The sequence below is a fragment of the Streptomyces sp. NRRL B-3229 genome (assembly GCF_000719505.1).
GTDB lineage: Bacteria > Actinomycetota > Actinomycetes > Streptomycetales > Streptomycetaceae > Streptomyces > Streptomyces griseorubiginosus.
Window position 1 is genome coordinate 22,731 of the sequence record NZ_JOGP01000042.1, and the last position, 16,209, is coordinate 38,939.

Sequence of the window (16,209 nt, forward strand, 5' to 3'; positions counted from 1 at the left end):
ATGAAGAGGGTCGCCCGCTGGGCCCGAGCGGAGTGGGGGCCGCTGTACGTCACCGTGCGCGCGCACCTGCTCCGGCGGAGGTGGCGGGCGGTCCCCCTGGCCGTGACGGCCGTGTGCCTGACACTGACCCTGCATCTCGTGCACAACCAGTCGTGGGGCTACGACGTCGTCCAGGACGTGGGTGCCGTCCGTGCGGCGGACCCGCTGTGGCTGGCCCTGCTGCGCACGCCCCTCTCCCTGTTCGTGCCGGCCCTCGACCTGCCGGTGTGGGGTGCGCTGGCCCAGGTCCTGTTCGTGTTCGGGATCGCCGAGATCTGTCTGGGCCGGTGGCGGACACTGGCGCTGGCCTACGCGGCCACGCTCGCCGGCACGCTGTACGCCCGCGTGGGCGTCTCGCTGGGCCCCCATAACCCCTTCGGCCTCACCGCAACGGACGCCCATGTCGTCGACACCGGCCCGTCGGCGGCCGTGGTGGGCCTCGCCGTCTTCCTCGGCTGGCGCTACGGCGCCCGGGTCACGGCGGGCGCGGTGATCGCGGCGATGGTGATCGAGGTGGTGGTGAAGGAGAACCTGGCCGGCAGGGAACACCTGGCAGCGATCGCGGCCATGCTGCTGCTGTGCGCCCTGCCGGCGGCACGGCGACGCCGGGCTGGGAAACGGGGCGGGTCGGTCGGCGGGGGCGGGGCGCGGGGCGCGGCCGACTCGCTGGGCGCCGGGTCGGGCGGCGAGGCCAGGACCGGGGTGCCCGGCACCGGATCGGGCGGCGAGGCCGGCACACGGCGCAGGACGGCCTCTGAGAGCGGGACCGGGGACGGGGCCGGTGTCGGGACCGGGGCTGGAGTCGGGGCCGGAGCTGGAGTCGGGACCGGGACCGGAGTCGGGGCCGGGGCTGGTGGGGATGGCCGGGAGCCTCGGGTCGATCGCCGTGGTCATCGACGCGGGGTGTCCGGGCACGCTGCCGATGCCGGGACCGAGGCCGAGGCCAGAGCCAGAACGCGGCCCCGGGCCGCGACGGAGACGAGGGCGAGGAAGAAGCCCGACGCCGGGTCAGGGTCCGGGCTGCCGCCGCGCGGTCGCTGAGGCCGACGGGGTACTCGGACGGCAGCGCGGACCTCACGGCTCCAGTGGTCGTACCGGGTCCGGTTTGCCGCCGATGAGGTCCTGGAATGTGCGGCGGGGGCCCGCCCAGCGCTTGTCGTGCCGGTAGGCGCGGAGCATCGCCCTGGCCCGGGCACGCGGGCGGCGGCCGTAGAAGCGGCGGGCCCAGAAGGAGCCGGGGCGGGCCAGGCGGATCACTCCGACGAGCCCCACGAGCGGGACGATCACGCTGAAGATCGCCATCCGCGCCTTGCCCTTGAGCAGCACGCCCATCGCGAACAGGAAGTTGACCACCACGCTGGAGATGACGCCCCCGCGGTCCTGCGCCTCGCCCTGCGACACGTCGTCGACGCCGAACGGCGAGAACCCGGCGAGCACGAGTCCGACGAGCGCCGCCGTGAGGACGACGACCTCGACGCTCTTGCGGCCCTCCTCGCTCCAGTACACGTCGTCGAGGTGCAGGATCAGCGCGAACTCGTCCAGGACCAGGCCCGCGCCGATCCCGAACACGACCGCGAACAGCGCCGCACCGACGCCGTGCCGCTCGCTGGCGACCGCGCCGAAGCCGCCCACGATCGACAGCACGACCCCGGGGACCACGTGGTGGATGTGCACCCCGCCGGTGCTGATGTTGCCGAAGGGCCCCTTGCCGGCCCGGATGAGCCGGGTCACACACCGGGTGATCAGGAAGGTCAGCACGAACGCGGTCAGCGCCAGCAGCAGCGGCAGCTTGCCGGGTTCGACGATGTTGCGGTGCAGCCAGTGACCCATGCCCCCAGTCTCACGGGACCGGGGGCGGCCCGCCGTGCCACTACGGCGTCCGGGCTACCCTGCGGACGTGTCCACGACCTCGCCGCCCGCCGACGGCCTCCGCTTCGCCTTCGGCACGCTCAGCGTGCTGCCGGTGAGGGTGACCCGCTGGGACCGTGAGGCGGCACGCGGCGGCATGCTGTGCGCCCCGCTGGTCGGCCTGGTGCTGGGCGGCCTCGCGGCCGCCATGGGTCTCCTGCTGCTCCTCCTCGGCGCCTCCGCGCTGCTCGCAGCGATCGCCACGGTGGCCGTGCCCGCGGTCCTCACCCGCGGCCTGCACCTCGACGGCCTCGCCGACACGGCCGACGGCCTGGGCAGCGGCAAGCCCGCCGAGGACGCCCTGCGCATCATGAAGCAGTCCGACATCGGCCCGTTCGGCGTGATCACCCTCGTCCTGGTGCTGTTCGCCCAGGTCGCGGCGCTGTCCCAGGTGTACGGCGACTCCTGGGCCCGGGGCGCGGTCGCCGCGGTGGTCTCCGCGACGGCGGCCCGCCTGGCGCTGACCCTGGCCGCCCGTACCGGCGTGCCGGCGGCCCGCCCGGAGGGCCTGGGCGCGGCGGTGGCCGGAGTCGTCCCGCTCCGCGCCGCCGCACTGGTGGCCCTCGCCGTGACGCTGGGGGCGGCCGCGGCGGGCGCGCTGTTCGGGCCGTACGACGTGGGCCGCACGGTTCTCGCGGTCGCCGCCTCCGTGGCCGCGGCCGAACTCCTGCTGCGGCACTGCACCCGCCGCTTCGGCGGGGTGACCGGCGATGTGTTCGGAGGGCTCGCGGAGACGGCGGCGACGGCGGCCCTGGTGATCCTCTCGCTGGCCTTCTAGCAGGCCTCGCGCCACACCCCCAGCTCGTACTTCTTCAGCATCGAACTCAGCTTCAGGCGGCGGGACCCGGCGCAGAAGCGGCTGGTGGGCAGTTCGTACTCGACGTGGAAGACGGCCTTGTCGGCCTTGATGAACGGTTTCATGTCCGCGCACTCGTCGTACTGCGCGCACTGCTCGTTGACCGCGAAGTCGAAGTCGCCCACCAGCGCCGGTATCTGGTCGAGGTCGTTCTTCAGGCCGACCGCCATGCCCCGCTCGTGGGCCAGCCGCGCGATCAGCCGGTTGTAGCGGAGCTGGTCGGCCGCCGTGAGGGGGAAGCCGGTGCGGTTCTTGTACCCGTCCATGTTGTCCGGCTCCACCGCGTCGAAGCCCTTCTCACGGCACATGTCGAGGCGGTGCGCCATCAGCGGTTCGAGGACGTCCGTGGCGCGTATGTCGAGCCAGCGTTCCCCCTCCCAGCCGTTGCCGCGCCCGATCACCGACCGGGGGAACTTCCCGGCGTCGGGCCGCCAGTCCTCGAAGGCCCCGGTGGAGAGGTAGCAGATGACCTTGCGGCCCTTGTCGTGCAGGGCGGACACCAGCGCCTTGGACTGGTCGAAGCCGTCGACGTCGTAGACCGGCACGTCGACGGAGGTGTCGATCCGGCCGGTCAGCTGCCACTGCCAGGCGGTGCCGGGGCGGGGCCGCCACCGTGCGTCCCCGGCCCCGGATCCGGACGTGCTCCCGGCGGTGGTCGAACACCCCGCGGTCAGCAGGAGCAGGGCGACGAGGAGGAGAGGGCGCTTCAAGGGTGGGCTCCAGGGCATGCGGGACGATCGGCGGCCGACCCGAGCGTAGGCTCTTCACGGGTGGTCGCCGACAGGGGTGGAGGCCCCGATCGGGATCCGTTTTCGGACACGAAATAGGGTCGGCCGTCGGGCCCGGTCGACCCACCCGCTCGACTCATGCGAACTTCACATCGGAAGCGAGAATTCACCACCGTGACTGCTCTGACTCTCAGCACCTCCGCGGCGCCCGGCCTGCGGGCCGACGCGATCGTGATCGGCGTCGCCAAGGGCGCTAAGGGCCCCGTCGTGGCGCCGGGCGCCGAATCCGTGGACAAGGCCTACGACGGCAAGCTCGCCGGTGTCCTGGAGACCCTCGGTGCCTCCGGCGCCGAGGGCGAGCTGACGAAGCTGCCCTCGCCGGCCGGCCTCAAGGCCCCGCTCGTGGTGGCGGTCGGCCTGGGCGCCGAGCCCGAGAAGGACTCCTCCTTCGCCGCGGAGGCGCTGCGCAAGGCCGCCGGTGTCGCCGCCCGCGCGCTGACCGGGGTCAAGAAGGCCGCGTTCGTGCTGCCGCTGGGCGACGCCGCCGACGTGGGCGCGGTCGCCGAGGGCGTGCTGCTCGGGGCGTACTCCTTCACCGCCTACAAGGAGAACGGCAAGGACCCCAAGTCCGGCAACGGCAAGGCGCCGCTGGCCGAGGCCGCGCTGCTCGGCGGCAAGCCGCGGGACGCCGCGCACAAGGCCGCCCTGGCCCGGGCCGTCGCGGTCTCCGAGGAGCTCAACCGCGCGCGCGACCTCATCAACATGCCGCCGAACGACCTGAACCCCGAGGCGTTCGCCGCGATCGTGCAGACCGCGGCCAAGGAGCACGGGCTCAAGGTGCAGGTGCTCGACGTGAAGGCCCTGGAGAAGGGCGGCTACGGCGGCATCCTCGGCGTCGGCGCGGGGTCGGCGTCGGGACCGCGGCTGGTGAAGCTGTCGTACACCTCGTCCAAGGCGAAGAAGCACCTCGCGCTGGTCGGCAAGGGCATCACCTACGACTCGGGCGGCATCTCGCTGAAGCCGGCCGGTCACAACGAGACCATGAAGTGCGACATGAGCGGGGCGGCGGCGGTGTTCGCGGCCGTGGTCTCGGCCGCGCGGCTGGGTCTCGACGTCAGCGTGACCGGGTGGCTGGCGCTGGCCGAGAACATGCCGTCGGGGTCCGCCACGCGGCCCGGTGACGTGCTGCGGATGTACAGCGGCAAGACGGTGGAGGTGCTCAACACCGACGCCGAGGGCCGGCTGGTGCTGGCGGACGCGCTATGGGCGGCGTCGGCGGAGAAGCCGGACGCGATCGTCGACGTGGCGACGCTGACCGGCGCGATGATGCTGGCGCTGGGCAGCCGCACCTTCGGGATCATGGCGAACGACGACGCGTTCCGTACGGCGGTGCACGAGGCCGCCGAGGAGGTCGGCGAGCCGGCCTGGCCGATGCCGCTGCCGGAGCACCTGCGCAAGGGCATGGACTCCGCCACCGCCGACATCGCGAACATGGGTGAGCGGATGGGCGGCGGGCTGGTCGCGGGGCTGTTCCTGCGGGAGTTCGTGGGCGAGGGGATCGCCTGGGCGCACCTCGACATCGCGGGTCCGGCGTTCAACGACGGCGGGCCGTTCGGGTACACGCCGAAGGGCGGGACGGGGTCCGCGGTGCGCACGCTGGTGCGGCTCGCGGAGCTGACCGCCTCCGGTGACCTGGGCTGATGCTCGCCTGATAGCCCGGTGCCATCGGTCGTACGGCGTGTGCAGGGGCGTGGGGGCTGGTCGTGCCCGCGCGGCGGAGCCGCACAGCGACACGGCCCCGCGCCCCTTGGGTGTCTCACCAGGGCCTCGCTTCTCATGTGAGCGTGTGGTGTCTCACACCCCGGCCCGGCGTCTCGTTCGGTGCTGACAAGTGCGAAGATGGGGCTCGGCAGGACAGGGCCCCCACCACAGGGCCGAAGAAAGAGCGGCCGGACACCAGCCGCCGCCCGGTCACTGGAGACCGGCGTACGGCGCACATGCATGGAGGACGTGACGTGGCGAACGACGCCAGCACCGTTTTCGACCTAGTGATCCTCGGCGGTGGTAGTGGCGGTTACGCCGCGGCCCTGCGCGGGGCGCAGCTGGGGCTTGACGTCGCCCTGATCGAGAAGGACAAGGTCGGCGGTACCTGCCTGCACCGGGGATGCATCCCCACCAAGGCCCTGCTGCACGCGGGCGAGATCGCCGACCAGGCCCGCGAGAGCGAGCAGTTCGGTGTGAAGACCACCTTCGAGGGCATCGACATCGCCGGGGTGCACAAGTACAAGGACGGCGTGATCGCCGGCCTGTACAAGGGCCTCCAGGGGCTCGTCGCCTCGCGCAAGGTGACGTACATCGAGGGCGAGGGCCGCCTGTCCTCCCCGACCTCCGTCGATGTGAACGGCCAGCGCGTCCAGGGCCGCCACATCCTGCTGGCGACCGGCTCCGTGCCGAAGTCGCTGCCGGGTCTGGAGATCGACGGCAACCGGATCATCTCCTCGGACCACGCCCTCGTGCTGGACCGGGTCCCGAAGTCCGCGATCGTCCTCGGTGGCGGTGTCATCGGCGTCGAGTTCGCCTCCGCCTGGAAGTCCTTCGGGACCGACATCACCATCATCGAGGGCCTCAAGCACCTCGCCCCGCTCGAGGACGAGAACTCCTCCAAGCTTCTTGAGCGCGCGTTCCGCAAGCGCGGCATCAAGTTCAACCTCGGCACCTTCTTCCAGAAGGCCGAGTACACGCAGGACGGCGTGAAGGTCACCCTCGCCGACGGCAAGGAGTTCGAGGCCGAGCTGCTGCTGGTGGCCGTCGGCCGCGGGCCCGTCTCCGCCGGTCTCGGCTACGAGGAGCAGGGCGTCGCGATGGACCGCGGCTACGTCCTGGTCGACGAGTACATGCGCACCAACGTCCCGACCATCTCCGCCGTCGGAGACCTGGTCCCCACGCTCCAGCTCGCGCACGTCGGCTTCGCCGAGGGCATCCTGGTGGCGGAGCGTCTGGCCGGTCTGAAGACCGTCCCGATCGACTACGACGGCGTCCCGCGGGTGACGTACTGCCACCCCGAGGTCGCCTCCGTGGGCATCACCGAGGCCAAGGCCAAGGAGATCTACGGCGCGGACAAGGTCGTCGCTCTGAAGTACAACCTCGCGGGCAACGGCAAGAGCAAGATCCTGAACACCTCGGGCGAGATCAAGCTCGTCCAGGTGAAGGACGGTGCCGTGGTCGGCGTCCACATGGTCGGCGACCGCATGGGCGAGCAGGTCGGCGAAGCCCAGCTGATCTACAACTGGGAGGCGCTGCCCGCCGAGGTCGCGCAGCTCATCCACGCCCACCCGACGCAGAGCGAGGCGCTCGGCGAGGCGCACCTGGCGCTGGCCGGCAAGCCGCTCCACTCGCACGACTGACCCTCGGTCGACGAAGCGACTCCGCTCACAGCGACGACACAGACTTCCGCAATTCGTAAGGAGCAACCGAAACCATGGCGGTTTCCGTAACCCTTCCGGCGCTCGGCGAGAGCGTCACCGAGGGCACCGTCACCCGCTGGCTGAAGGCCGAGGGTGAGCGTGTAGAGGCCGACGAGCCGCTGCTCGAGGTCTCGACCGACAAGGTCGACACCGAGATCCCCTCCCCCGCCGCCGGCGTCCTGGCCTCCATCAAGGTCGCCGAGGACGAGACCGTCGAGGTCGGCGCCGAGCTGGCCGTGATCGACGACGGCACCGGCGCCCCCGCCGCTGCCCCGGCTCCGGCCGCCGAGCCGGTCGCCGAGCCCGCCCCGGAGCCGGCCGCGGCCGCTCCGTCCACCGAGCAGGCCGCCCCGGCGCCCGCTCCCACCGCCGAGGCCGCGTCCGGCGGCGGCTCCGCCGAGGGCACGGACGTCGTCCTGCCCGCGCTCGGCGAGTCCGTCACCGAGGGCACCGTCACCCGGTGGCTGAAGGAGGTCGGCGAGGAGGTCGCGGAGGACGAGCCCCTGCTCGAGGTCTCCACCGACAAGGTCGACACCGAGATCCCGTCCCCGGCCGCCGGTGTGCTGCTGGAGATCGTGGTCGGCGAGGACGAGACCGCCGAGGTCGGTGCCAAGCTCGCCGTCATCGGCGCCCCGGGTGCGGCTCCGGCCGCCGCCCAGGCTCCTGCCGCGCCCGCCCCGGCCCCGGCCGCCGAGGCCCCGGCTCCGGCGCCCGCGCCTGCCGCCCCGGCGCCCGCTCCTGCCCCGGCTCCGGCCCCGCAGGCGCCCTCGGCTCCGGCCCCGCAGCAGCAGACGGCTCCGGCTCCCGACCCGGCGCCCGCCGCTCCCGCTCCGGCGCCCGCCCCGGTCACCCCGGCCCCGGCTCCGGCCGCGACCTCCGGTGACGACGGCGCCTACGTCACCCCGCTGGTGCGCAAGCTCGCCGCCGAGAACGGCGTCGACCTGGGCACCGTCAAGGGCACCGGCGTCGGCGGCCGGATCCGCAAGCAGGACGTCGTCGCCGCCGCCGAGGCCGCGAAGGCCGCCGCCGCAGCTCCGGCTCCGGCCGCTGCCGCCCCGGCCGCCGCCAAGAAGGCGCCGTCCCTGGAGGCCTCTCCCCTCCGTGGCCAGACCGTCAAGATGCCCCGCATCCGCAAGGTCATCGGCGACAACATGGTCAAGGCGCTGCACGAGCAGGCGCAGCTGTCCTCGGTCGTCGAGGTCGACGTCACGCGTCTGATGAAGCTGCGCGCCCGTGCCAAGGACTCCTTCGCCGCCCGTGAGGGCGTCAAGCTGTCCCCGATGCCGTTCTTCGTCAAGGCCGCGGCCCAGGCGCTGAAGGCGCACGCGCCCATCAACGCCAAGATCAACGAGGGCGAAGGCACGATCACCTACTTCGACACCGAGAACATCGGTATCGCGGTGGACTCGGAGAAGGGCCTGATGACCCCGGTCATCAAGCACGCGGGCGACCTCAACATCGCCGGCATCGCGAAGGCCACGGCGGACCTCGCCGGCAAGGTCCGCGCCAACAAGATCACGCCCGACGAGCTGTCCGGCGCGACCTTCACCATCTCCAACACCGGTTCGCGCGGTGCGCTCTTCGACACGATCATCGTGCCGCCGGGCCAGGTCGCGATCCTCGGCATCGGTGCCACGGTCAAGCGCCCGGCCGTCCTGGAGACGGAGGAGGGCACGGTCATCGCCGTCCGCGACATGACCTACCTGACCCTCTCCTACGACCACCGTCTGGTGGACGGCGCCGACGCGGCCCGTTACCTGACCGCGGTCAAGGCGATCCTGGAGGCGGGCGAGTTCGAGGTCGAGCTCGGCCTGTAGGCCTGTCCGGTGCCCTCTGTCCGGAGCTCTCCGGGCAGGGGGCACCGCCATGTCACCGGGGCGTCAGCGTCCGGTCCGACCAGCCCCACAGCTCCTCCACCCACACGTTGGGGACGGAGAGCCTGGGCGTCGGCGTGAGGCCCTTCGTCCGGTACGCCTCCAGGACGTCGTAGGTGGCGTCCAGGCAGTCCCGCGAGGTGAGCTCGCCGGTCCTCGGGTCGATGCCGACGAGGAAGCCGCGCTTCTCGACCGTACGGACCATGGCCCGGGCCCTGTTCACGTCGTACGTCGAGGTCTTCGTGCAGCGGTAGCGGCTGTAGGGGTGCTCGGCGGTGCCGGGGTAGTTCGCGTCCGTGGACATGTCGCTGAGCATGCGGTCGTACGACCCCTCCGCGTGCCAGGCCCCGATGTCGCCGCCCGGCGGGGTGTACAGCTTGCCGCTGGGGTTCTCGACGGCGCCGTAGACCCAGCGGCCGGTGGCCGGGATCCTGAAGCCCCAGCCGACGTGCCCGAACTTCTGCGCCCCGTCCGGCTTGACGAAGACGCAGGCGGCGCCGGTGCCGCGGGCCTTCCCCGCCATCCCCGTGATCGCTTCCGCGCCGGCCGGTGTCGTCCCCGCCGTCGCCCGGGTGGCCGTCTCCTGGCAACCCGTCACGGCGACGATCGCGCCGATCACGGCCGCGACGGCCAGTCCCCGTCGTCCCCCGATGTGCATGCCGTCCCCCTGTGGTGCGAAGGGCGCCCGGTGTGGGAACCCCTGACCAACGCGACACACCCTGGAAGCCGTGGGGTTCCGTGACTTGACAGGAGTCGTCCGGCTGGGAGCGTGTAAGCCTCGTCTCACCTGCATGGAAGCGCCCCCGTGCGCCCCTCCCGGACGGGCCCTCGGCCTTATTGTCTTTACGTCAAACGCCCTTAAGGAGCTCCCATGACCGCGCCCGTCGTCCACTCGCTGCGCGAACAGATCCGCGAGCACATCGTGGAGGGGATCGTCAGCGGGCGCTGGCAGCCGGGCGAGCGGATTGTGGAACGCCGTATCGCGACCGAGCTGGAGGTCAGCCAGACGCCGGTGCGGGAGGCGCTGCGCGAGCTGGAGTCGCTGCGGCTGATCGAGTCGGCGCCGAACAAGGGCGTGAGGGTGCGGAACCTGACCGCGGCCGACCTGGAGGAGAGCTACCCGGTCCGGGCCGGTCTGGAGGCGATCGCGGCAGAGCTGGCGGCGGAGCGGCTGGCGCAGGACTGCTCGGCGCTGGAGCCGCATGTCGCCGCGCTGTACGAGGCGGACCGGGACTCGGACGGCACGGGCCAGGTCCGGCACACGGTGGGTTTCCACCGCGAGCTGGTGCGGGCGGCCGGCAACTCGGTGCTGCTGCACACCTGGGAGGGCCTGGGCATCGAGGTGTTCACCGCGCTGTCGATCCGCTGGCTGGGGACGGTCCAGCAGTCCTACGCGGAGGAGCACGAGGAGCTGGTGGCGGCCTTCAAGCGGCGGGATCCGCGGATCCCGGAGATCGTGAAGGCCCATGTGCTGGGGTGCGCGCCGCGGGCCTGACGCAGTCGAGCGCACCTGTGCTCACCTGCGGAAATCCCTCAAAAACAGGGCACCCGGTGTCTCCGTCGGAGGCACCCCGTGCCTACTTTCTCGATATCGAGAAGTTTTGCCCGGGAACCCTTTGATCGATCATCGATCAGCGAGTTATTGTCGCCGACGGGCCCTTACCGGGGCCCTCCGCCCTGTCCTGCCAAAGACCAAGGGCACCCCCGAAACCCTGCCTGATTGAGGGAACCCCCTTCGACTGAGGAAGGCGGCGACATGACCGACCCCAACGCCATCCAGGCCAGCGAGCTCGACCAGCTCCCCGACCGGGACCCCGAGGAGACCGCCGAATGGCAGGCCTCCCTGGACGCGGTCGCCAAGGCGGCCGGCCCGCACCGTGCCGCGTACCTGATGCGCCGCACGCTGGAGAGGGCGGAGGGCAACGGCATCGCGCTGCCGAAGCTCCTCGAGACCGACTACGTCAACACCATCCCCACCGCCGCGGAGCCGGGCCTGCCCGGTGACCCGGCGATGGAGGCCCGCATCACCGCGTGGAACCGCTGGAACGCGGCCGCGATGGTCACCCGCGGCTCCAAGTACGGCGTCGGCGGCCACATCGCCACCTTCGCCTCCGCGGCCTGGCTCTACGAGACCGGCTTCAACCACTTCTTCAAGGGCAAGGAGGCCGACGGGTCCGGCGACCAGCTCTACATCCAGGGCCACGCCTCCCCCGGCATCTACGCCCGCGCCTTCCTCGACGGCCGGCTGAACGAGCAGCAGCTCGACAACTTCCGCCGCGAGTCGGGCGGCGACGGCCTCCCGTCGTACCCGCACCCCCGCCGGCTGCCCTGGCTCTGGGAGTTCCCGACCGTCTCCATGGGCCTCGGCCCGCTCTCGGCGATCTACCAGGCCCGCTTCAACCGCTATCTGACGGCGCGCGGCATCAAGGACGTCTCGCAGTCCCACGTCTGGGCCTTCCTCGGCGACGGCGAGATGGACGAGCCGGAGTCCACGGCCGCCCTCGCACTCGCGAGCCGCGAGGGTCTCGACAACCTGACCTTCGTCATCAACTGCAACCTCCAGCGCCTCGACGGCCCGGTCCGTGCGAACTTCAAGATCGTGCAGGAGCTGGAGGCCCAGTTCCGCGGCGCCGGCTGGAACGTCGTCAAGTCGCTGTGGGGCTCCGCCTGGGACGAGCTGTTCCAGCTGGACACCACGGGCGCCCTGGTACGACGGCTCCGCGAGGTACCGGACGCGCAGGTGCAGACGTACCAGACGCGTGACGCCGCCTACATCCGCCAGGACTTCTTCGGCAAGGACCCGGCGCTCGTCGAGATGGCGAAACTGCTCTCCGACGACAAGATCCTCGAGTGCTTCCACCTCTCGCGCGGTGGCCACGAGGCGAGCAAGGTGTACGCCGCCTACAAGGCCGCCGTCGAGTTCAAGGGCGCGCCGACCGTGATCCTGGCCCAGACGGTCAAGGGCCACACCCTCGGCGAGGGCTTCGCGTCGAAGAACGCCAACCACCAGATGAAGAAGCTGACGGTGGACGAGTTCAAGACGATGCGTGACCTTCTTGAACTCCCCATCTCCGACGCTCAGTTCGTCGACGGGGTCGTTCCCTACGGCCACCCCGGCGCCGACTCTCCCGAGGTGCGCTACCTCCAGGAGCGCCGGGCGGCCCTCGGCGGCCCCGCCCCGGCCCGCCGCGTCCACCCGGTGGCCCCGCTGCCGGCCCCCGCGGAGAAGGCGTTCGCCTCCTTCGACAAGGGCTCCGGCTCGCAGAACGTGGCGACCACGATGGCCTTCGTCCGGCTCATCAAGGACCTGGTCCGTGACAAGGAGACCGGCAAGCGCTGGGTGCCGATCGTCCCCGACGAGGCGCGCACCTTCGGCATGGAGAGCCTCTTCCCGTCCCTCGGGATCTACTCCCCCAAGGGCCAGACGTACGAGCCGGTCGACCGCGACCAGCTGATGTACTACAAGGAGGCCAAGAACGGCCAGATCCTCAACGAGGGGATCACCGAGGCCGGTTCGATGGCCGACTTCATCGCCGCTTCGACGTCGTACGCGACGCACGGCGAGGCGATGATCCCGTTCTACATCTTCTACTCGATGTTCGGCTGGCAGCGCACCGCCGACCAGATGTGGCAGCTCGGCGACCAGCTGGGCCGCGGCTTCCTCGTCGGCGCCACGGCGGGCCGCACCACGCTGACGGGCGAGGGCCTCCAGCACGCGGACGGTCACTCCCCGGTCATCGCGGCGACGAACCCGGCGGCACTGACGTACGACCCGGCGTTCGCCTACGAGGTCGCCGCGATCGTGCGCGACGGCATCCGCCGGATGTACGGCGAGGCGGCCCCGGGCGAGGACCCGAACGTCTTCTACTACCTGACCGTCTACAACGAGCCGCTCCCGCAGCCGGCGAAGCCGACCGCAGCCGGGATCGACGAGGGCATCGTCAAGGGCCTGTACCGCTTCAACACCGTCGAGTCGGCCGGGATCGGCGTGGCCGCGGCCAACGCCCCGCGCATCCAGCTCCTCGGCTCCGGCACCGCGATCCACTGGGTGCTGAAGGCGCAGCGGATGCTGGCCGAGGAGTGGGGCGTGGCCTCCGACGTGTGGTCCGCGACCTCCTTCACCGAGCTGCGCCGCGACGCGCTGGAGGCCGACGCGGCCCTGCTGCGCGGCGAGGAGCGGGTCCCCTACGTCCGTCAGGCGCTGCACGGCGCCGAGGGCCCGGTGCTCGCGGTCTCCGACTACATGCGCCAGGTCCCGGACCAGATCGCGCAGTGGGTCGAGCAGGACTGGTCCTCGCTCGGCGCGGACGGCTTCGGCCTCTCCGACACCCGCGAGGGCGCCCGCCGCCACTTCGGCGTCGACGCCGAGTCGGTCGTGGTCGCGGCCCTGGCCCAGCTGGCCCGCCGCGGCGAGGTCAAGGCGACGGCGGTGAAGGAAGCACGGGAGAAGTACGGCCTGTAAGGGCCTACAGGGCTCGGGCTTCGACGAAGGGGTACGGCGGCTGCCGTGCCCCTTCGTCGTCCGTGGCGTTGTCAGTGGCCCCCTGCATCATGGGGGCATGCGCGCCGCCCGCCTGATCAAGATGGTTCTGCTGCTCCAGTCCCGGCCCTCCATGACCGCCGCCGAGCTCGCGCAGGAGCTGGAGGTGTCGGAGCGGACCGTTACGCGGGACGCTCAGGCGCTCTCCGAAGCGGGCGTGCCGGTGTACGCCGACCGGGGGCGGGCCGGCGGTTACCGGCTGATCGGCGGGTACCGGACCCGGCTGACCGGGCTGGCCCGCGGTGAGGCGGAGGCGCTGTTCCTGTCCGGGGTGCCGGGCGCGCTGCGCGAGATGGGACTCGAGGACGCGGCGTCCGCCGCCCGGCTGAAGGTGTCCGCGGCCCTGCTCCCCTCCCTGAGCGACGCCTCCCGTACGGCCGCTCAGCGGTTCCATCTCGACGCGCCGAACTGGTTCACCGAGCCCAAGTCGCCGGAACTGCTGCCCGCCGTCGCCGAGGCGGTGTGGGACGACAGACGGGTCTCCGCGCGCTATCGCGGCCAGGAGCGCGAGGTGGAGCGGGAGCTGGAGCCGTACGGGCTCGTCCTCAAGGCGGGGGTCTGGTACGTGTGCGCGAGGGTGGCGGAGGGCGGCTCCTTCCGGGTGTACCGGATCGACCGCTTCACGGCGGTGGAGGCCCGCGCCGACCGTTTCGTGCGGGACGAGGAGTTCGACCTGCCCGGCTTCTGGGCGGAGCGGGCCGCGCAGTTCGCCAGGTCGATCCTGCGGGCCGAGGTGGTCGTACGGCTCTCGGCGGACGGGATGCGAAGACTTCCGTACGCCGTCGACCCCGCCTCCGCCCGGGAGGCACTGACGGCCGCGGGCGCCCCTGACGAGGACGGATGGCTGACCGTGACCCTCCCCGTGGAGTCCGAGCAGGTCGCCCACGCGCAGCTTATGAGCCTCGGGCCGGAGGTGGAGGTGCTGGCGCCCGAGAGCCTGCGGGTGCGTGTCGCCGAGGACGCGCGACGGCTGGGCCGCCTGTACGGGACATAACAATCCGCCGCACTCCACGTGCGCCCCGTCCCGGGAGGCCCGATGCTGGACCCGTGATGGACGAGACGGAGTTCTGGGAGCTGGTGGACGCCACCCGCGACGCCGCCGAGGGCGACCCCGAGGAGCAGGCCGACCTGCTCGTGGACCGGCTCCTCGCGCTGGACCCGGACATGGTGCTCGACTTCTCCCGTCACTTCGAGGCCCGCTTCAACCGCGCGTACACCTGGGATCTGTGGGGCGCCGCCTGGATCCTGCTGGACGGGGCGAGCGACGACGCCTTCGACTTCTTCCGGTGCTGGCTGATCGGTCAGGGGCGAGAGGTGTACGAGGGCGGGGTGCACGATCCCGACTCGCTCGCCGACCTCCTGGCCGACTTCGACGAGGAGATCGACGGCGACGGCGAGGAGCTGGGATACGCGGCCGACGAGGCCTACGAGCAGCTAACCGGCACGGTCGCTCCCGATCTGGGCATTCCGCCGGCGGCCGCCGAGCCGCTGGGGCCGCCGGTCGAGCTGGAGAACGACCGGGTGCTGGCGGAGCGGTACCCCAAGTTGTGGGAGCGGTTTCGAGGTTGAGGGGTTGCCGGCGGCCTCCCCTGTTCAGGCCCGCCTCCCCTGTTCAGGTTGTCTCTGCTCAGGCCGTCGCGGTGGCCCGGCGTCGGGTCGGGTCCGTCGGGAGGTAGGCCTGGCTCTGGTCGGCCTTCACCGCGTGGTGCAGGGGGGCCGCGTTGGCCTGGTCGAGTGCGGACGCGGTGACGGCGGCCGGGCCGAGGACGACGGCCGCGACCGTGCAGACGACGGTCCAGACCCGCTGATTGCTCTTGCTCATGCTGCTGCCGTTCATGATCCCCACCTTCGGTCGGCTTGTCGGGACGACCGTAGGGCGGGGAGATCTCAGGGGCCTGCGGGAGCGCTGTGGCGTTCCTGTGAGGCCCTTCCTGTGAGGTCTGTCGTCGCCGGGTCTCAGGAGCGGCCCTGGAGGCGGGCGGCGGCCTGTCTGATCTCGGGCAGCCGTGCGCTGAGGGCGGCGCCGGGGCAGGTGGTCATGTAGCCGTCCTTGTGGCCGGCCAGGGCTGGCAGGCGGGCGGTGGTCCCTGCCGGGTAGCGGCTGTGGCTGTTGCTGGAGGTCAGCCGGACGGTGGCGCGGGGGTCTATTCCGGCCAGTCCGAGCTTCCAGGCGACCAGGGCGGCGATCGCGTCGGTCATGGCGCGGGGGACGGGGACGCCGGCGGTGAAGGTGCCCAGGGCGGCGATGCCGGCGGTGCGGTGGTTGAAGCCCTGGGTGTGGGCGCCGGTGACGGCACGGTCGACACCGCCGGCGCGGCCCTCGTAGATGGTGCCGCAGCGGTCCACGAGGAAGTTGTAGCCGATGTCGTCCCAGTCGCGGTTGCCGGTCTGACCTGCGGCGAGGTAGCGGATGATGCGGGGTGCGTCGGCGCAGTCGTAGGTGTTGGGCGAGTCGGTGTGATGGATGAACACGGCGACGACCTTGTCGTCGTAGCGGGGGGCGGGTGGGGTGCGGGCGGCGGTGTTCGCCTCACCGTCCCCCTTCGCCCACACGGACCGCGGCACGATGTGCGGCCGGTCGGCGGAGTACGACACGACACCGGGCCGCACCACGACAGCGCGGTGCGCGGCGTTGCCCTCGACGGCACTCTCGACCCCCCGAACACAGAGCACGAGCACGAGCACGACGACAAGCCCGGGCACACAGGCAAGCCCGAACCGAACACCACGGGTACGGAGGAGGGGGCGGCGCTTGGAGGGGGGTGCGGGGAGTCGTGGGGCGGCGGGGGTGGCCGGGGCC

The 16,209-nt window shown here is 71.9% G+C and carries 13 protein-coding genes and 1 pseudogene; 9 read left to right on the forward strand and 5 right to left on the reverse strand.

Features of this window, described 5'->3' with window-relative positions; all coding sequences use genetic code 11:
• A pseudogene (locus tag IF54_RS43165) lies at window positions 1-660 on the forward strand (hypothetical protein); the annotation flags it as partial.
• Window positions 661-1,113: 453 nt separating this feature from the next.
• Here the strand turns inward: IF54_RS43165 and IF54_RS0137790 are convergent.
• On the reverse strand, window positions 1,114-1,869 hold the full coding sequence (locus IF54_RS0137790) for a hypothetical protein (RefSeq protein ID WP_030327197.1): 756 nt from the start codon (window positions 1,867-1,869) through the stop codon (window positions 1,114-1,116).
• Between the two features lie 67 nt (window positions 1,870-1,936).
• On the opposite strand from IF54_RS0137790, the gene IF54_RS0137795 reads away from it, so the two are divergent.
• The gene (locus tag IF54_RS0137795; RefSeq protein ID WP_030327198.1) at window positions 1,937-2,725 is read left to right on the forward strand and encodes an adenosylcobinamide-GDP ribazoletransferase; all 789 of its coding nucleotides are present in this window, start codon (window positions 1,937-1,939) and stop codon (window positions 2,723-2,725) included.
• Here IF54_RS0137795 and IF54_RS0137800 read toward each other — a convergent pair.
• Window positions 2,722-3,513 carry an endo alpha-1,4 polygalactosaminidase gene (locus IF54_RS0137800; RefSeq protein WP_030327199.1) on the reverse strand — a complete coding sequence of 264 codons (792 nt, stop codon included), beginning with the start codon at window positions 3,511-3,513 and terminating at the stop codon, window positions 2,722-2,724. The two genes, IF54_RS0137795 and IF54_RS0137800, sit on opposite strands and share 4 nt — an antisense overlap.
• A gap of 192 nt (window positions 3,514-3,705) precedes the next feature.
• On the opposite strand from IF54_RS0137800, the gene IF54_RS0137805 reads away from it, so the two are divergent.
• The 3 genes from IF54_RS0137805 (at window position 3,706) to sucB (ending at window position 8,812) form a co-directional block, all read left to right on the forward strand.
• Window positions 3,706-5,232: a leucyl aminopeptidase gene (locus IF54_RS0137805; RefSeq protein ID WP_030327200.1), complete on the forward strand. Its 1,527-nt coding sequence runs from the start codon at window positions 3,706-3,708 to the stop codon at window positions 5,230-5,232.
• A gap of 314 nt (window positions 5,233-5,546) precedes the next feature.
• Window positions 5,547-6,935 (forward strand): dihydrolipoyl dehydrogenase, encoded by a 1,389-nt coding sequence (gene lpdA, locus IF54_RS0137810; protein WP_030327201.1) that lies wholly within the window; start codon window positions 5,547-5,549, stop codon window positions 6,933-6,935.
• A 74-nt stretch (window positions 6,936-7,009) separates the two neighbouring features.
• A complete protein-coding gene (gene sucB / locus IF54_RS0137815) occupies window positions 7,010-8,812 on the forward strand; it encodes a 2-oxoglutarate dehydrogenase, E2 component, dihydrolipoamide succinyltransferase (protein ID WP_030327202.1) in 1,803 nt (600 codons plus the stop codon).
• Between the two features lie 52 nt (window positions 8,813-8,864).
• Here the strand turns inward: sucB and IF54_RS0137820 are convergent, their stop codons facing one another.
• Complete coding sequence (locus IF54_RS0137820; protein WP_030327203.1) at window positions 8,865-9,527, reverse strand: hypothetical protein; 663 nt, start codon at window positions 9,525-9,527, stop codon at window positions 8,865-8,867.
• Between the two features lie 213 nt (window positions 9,528-9,740).
• Between IF54_RS0137820 and IF54_RS0137825 the strand changes: the two genes are divergently transcribed.
• The 4 genes from IF54_RS0137825 to IF54_RS0137840 all read left to right on the forward strand — a co-directional run bounded on the left by IF54_RS0137825 (window position 9,741) and on the right by IF54_RS0137840 (window position 14,978).
• On the forward strand, window positions 9,741-10,364 hold the full coding sequence (locus IF54_RS0137825; protein WP_020115869.1) for a GntR family transcriptional regulator: 624 nt from the start codon (window positions 9,741-9,743) through the stop codon (window positions 10,362-10,364).
• A gap of 261 nt (window positions 10,365-10,625) precedes the next feature.
• Window positions 10,626-13,331: a pyruvate dehydrogenase (acetyl-transferring), homodimeric type gene (gene aceE, locus IF54_RS0137830; RefSeq protein WP_030327204.1), complete on the forward strand. Its 2,706-nt coding sequence runs from the start codon at window positions 10,626-10,628 to the stop codon at window positions 13,329-13,331.
• A gap of 97 nt (window positions 13,332-13,428) precedes the next feature.
• Window positions 13,429-14,403, forward strand: a complete 975-nt coding sequence (locus IF54_RS0137835) for a helix-turn-helix transcriptional regulator (protein WP_030327205.1) — start codon at window positions 13,429-13,431, stop codon at window positions 14,401-14,403.
• Window positions 14,404-14,459: 56 nt separating this feature from the next.
• Complete coding sequence (locus IF54_RS0137840) at window positions 14,460-14,978, forward strand: DUF4240 domain-containing protein (RefSeq protein WP_030327206.1); 519 nt, start codon at window positions 14,460-14,462, stop codon at window positions 14,976-14,978.
• A 58-nt stretch (window positions 14,979-15,036) separates the two neighbouring features.
• Here IF54_RS0137840 and IF54_RS0137845 read toward each other — a convergent pair whose 3' ends face one another.
• Together IF54_RS0137845 and IF54_RS0137850 are read right to left on the reverse strand one after the other, a co-directional pair.
• Entirely contained in the window at window positions 15,037-15,246 is a 210-nt protein-coding gene (locus IF54_RS0137845; protein WP_030327207.1) for a hypothetical protein, read from the reverse strand.
• 119 nt (window positions 15,247-15,365) lie between these two features.
• On the reverse strand, window positions 15,366-16,094 hold the full coding sequence (locus tag IF54_RS0137850; protein WP_078852261.1) for a peptidoglycan recognition protein: 729 nt from the start codon (window positions 16,092-16,094) through the stop codon (window positions 15,366-15,368).
• Between the last annotated feature and the right edge of the window lie 115 nt (window positions 16,095-16,209).

What these genes read in the sequence shown, in the direction of transcription:
- IF54_RS0137790 (WP_030327197.1), bottom strand. Translation starts at nt 1,869, where the DNA reads ATGGGTCACTGGCTGCACCGCAACATCGTCGAACCCGGCAAGCTGCCG.
- sucB (WP_030327202.1), top strand. Translation starts at nt 7,010, where the DNA reads ATGGCGGTTTCCGTAACCCTTCCGGCGCTCGGCGAGAGCGTCACCGAG.
- IF54_RS0137820 (WP_030327203.1), bottom strand. Translation starts at nt 9,527, where the DNA reads ATGCACATCGGGGGACGACGGGGACTGGCCGTCGCGGCCGTGATCGGC.
- IF54_RS0137825 (WP_020115869.1), top strand. Translation starts at nt 9,741, where the DNA reads ATGACCGCGCCCGTCGTCCACTCGCTGCGCGAACAGATCCGCGAGCAC.
- aceE (WP_030327204.1), top strand. Translation starts at nt 10,626, where the DNA reads ATGACCGACCCCAACGCCATCCAGGCCAGCGAGCTCGACCAGCTCCCC.
- IF54_RS0137835 (WP_030327205.1), top strand. Translation starts at nt 13,429, where the DNA reads ATGCGCGCCGCCCGCCTGATCAAGATGGTTCTGCTGCTCCAGTCCCGG.
- IF54_RS0137840 (WP_030327206.1), top strand. Translation starts at nt 14,460, where the DNA reads ATGGACGAGACGGAGTTCTGGGAGCTGGTGGACGCCACCCGCGACGCC.
- IF54_RS0137845 (WP_030327207.1), bottom strand. Translation starts at nt 15,246, where the DNA reads ATGAACGGCAGCAGCATGAGCAAGAGCAATCAGCGGGTCTGGACCGTC.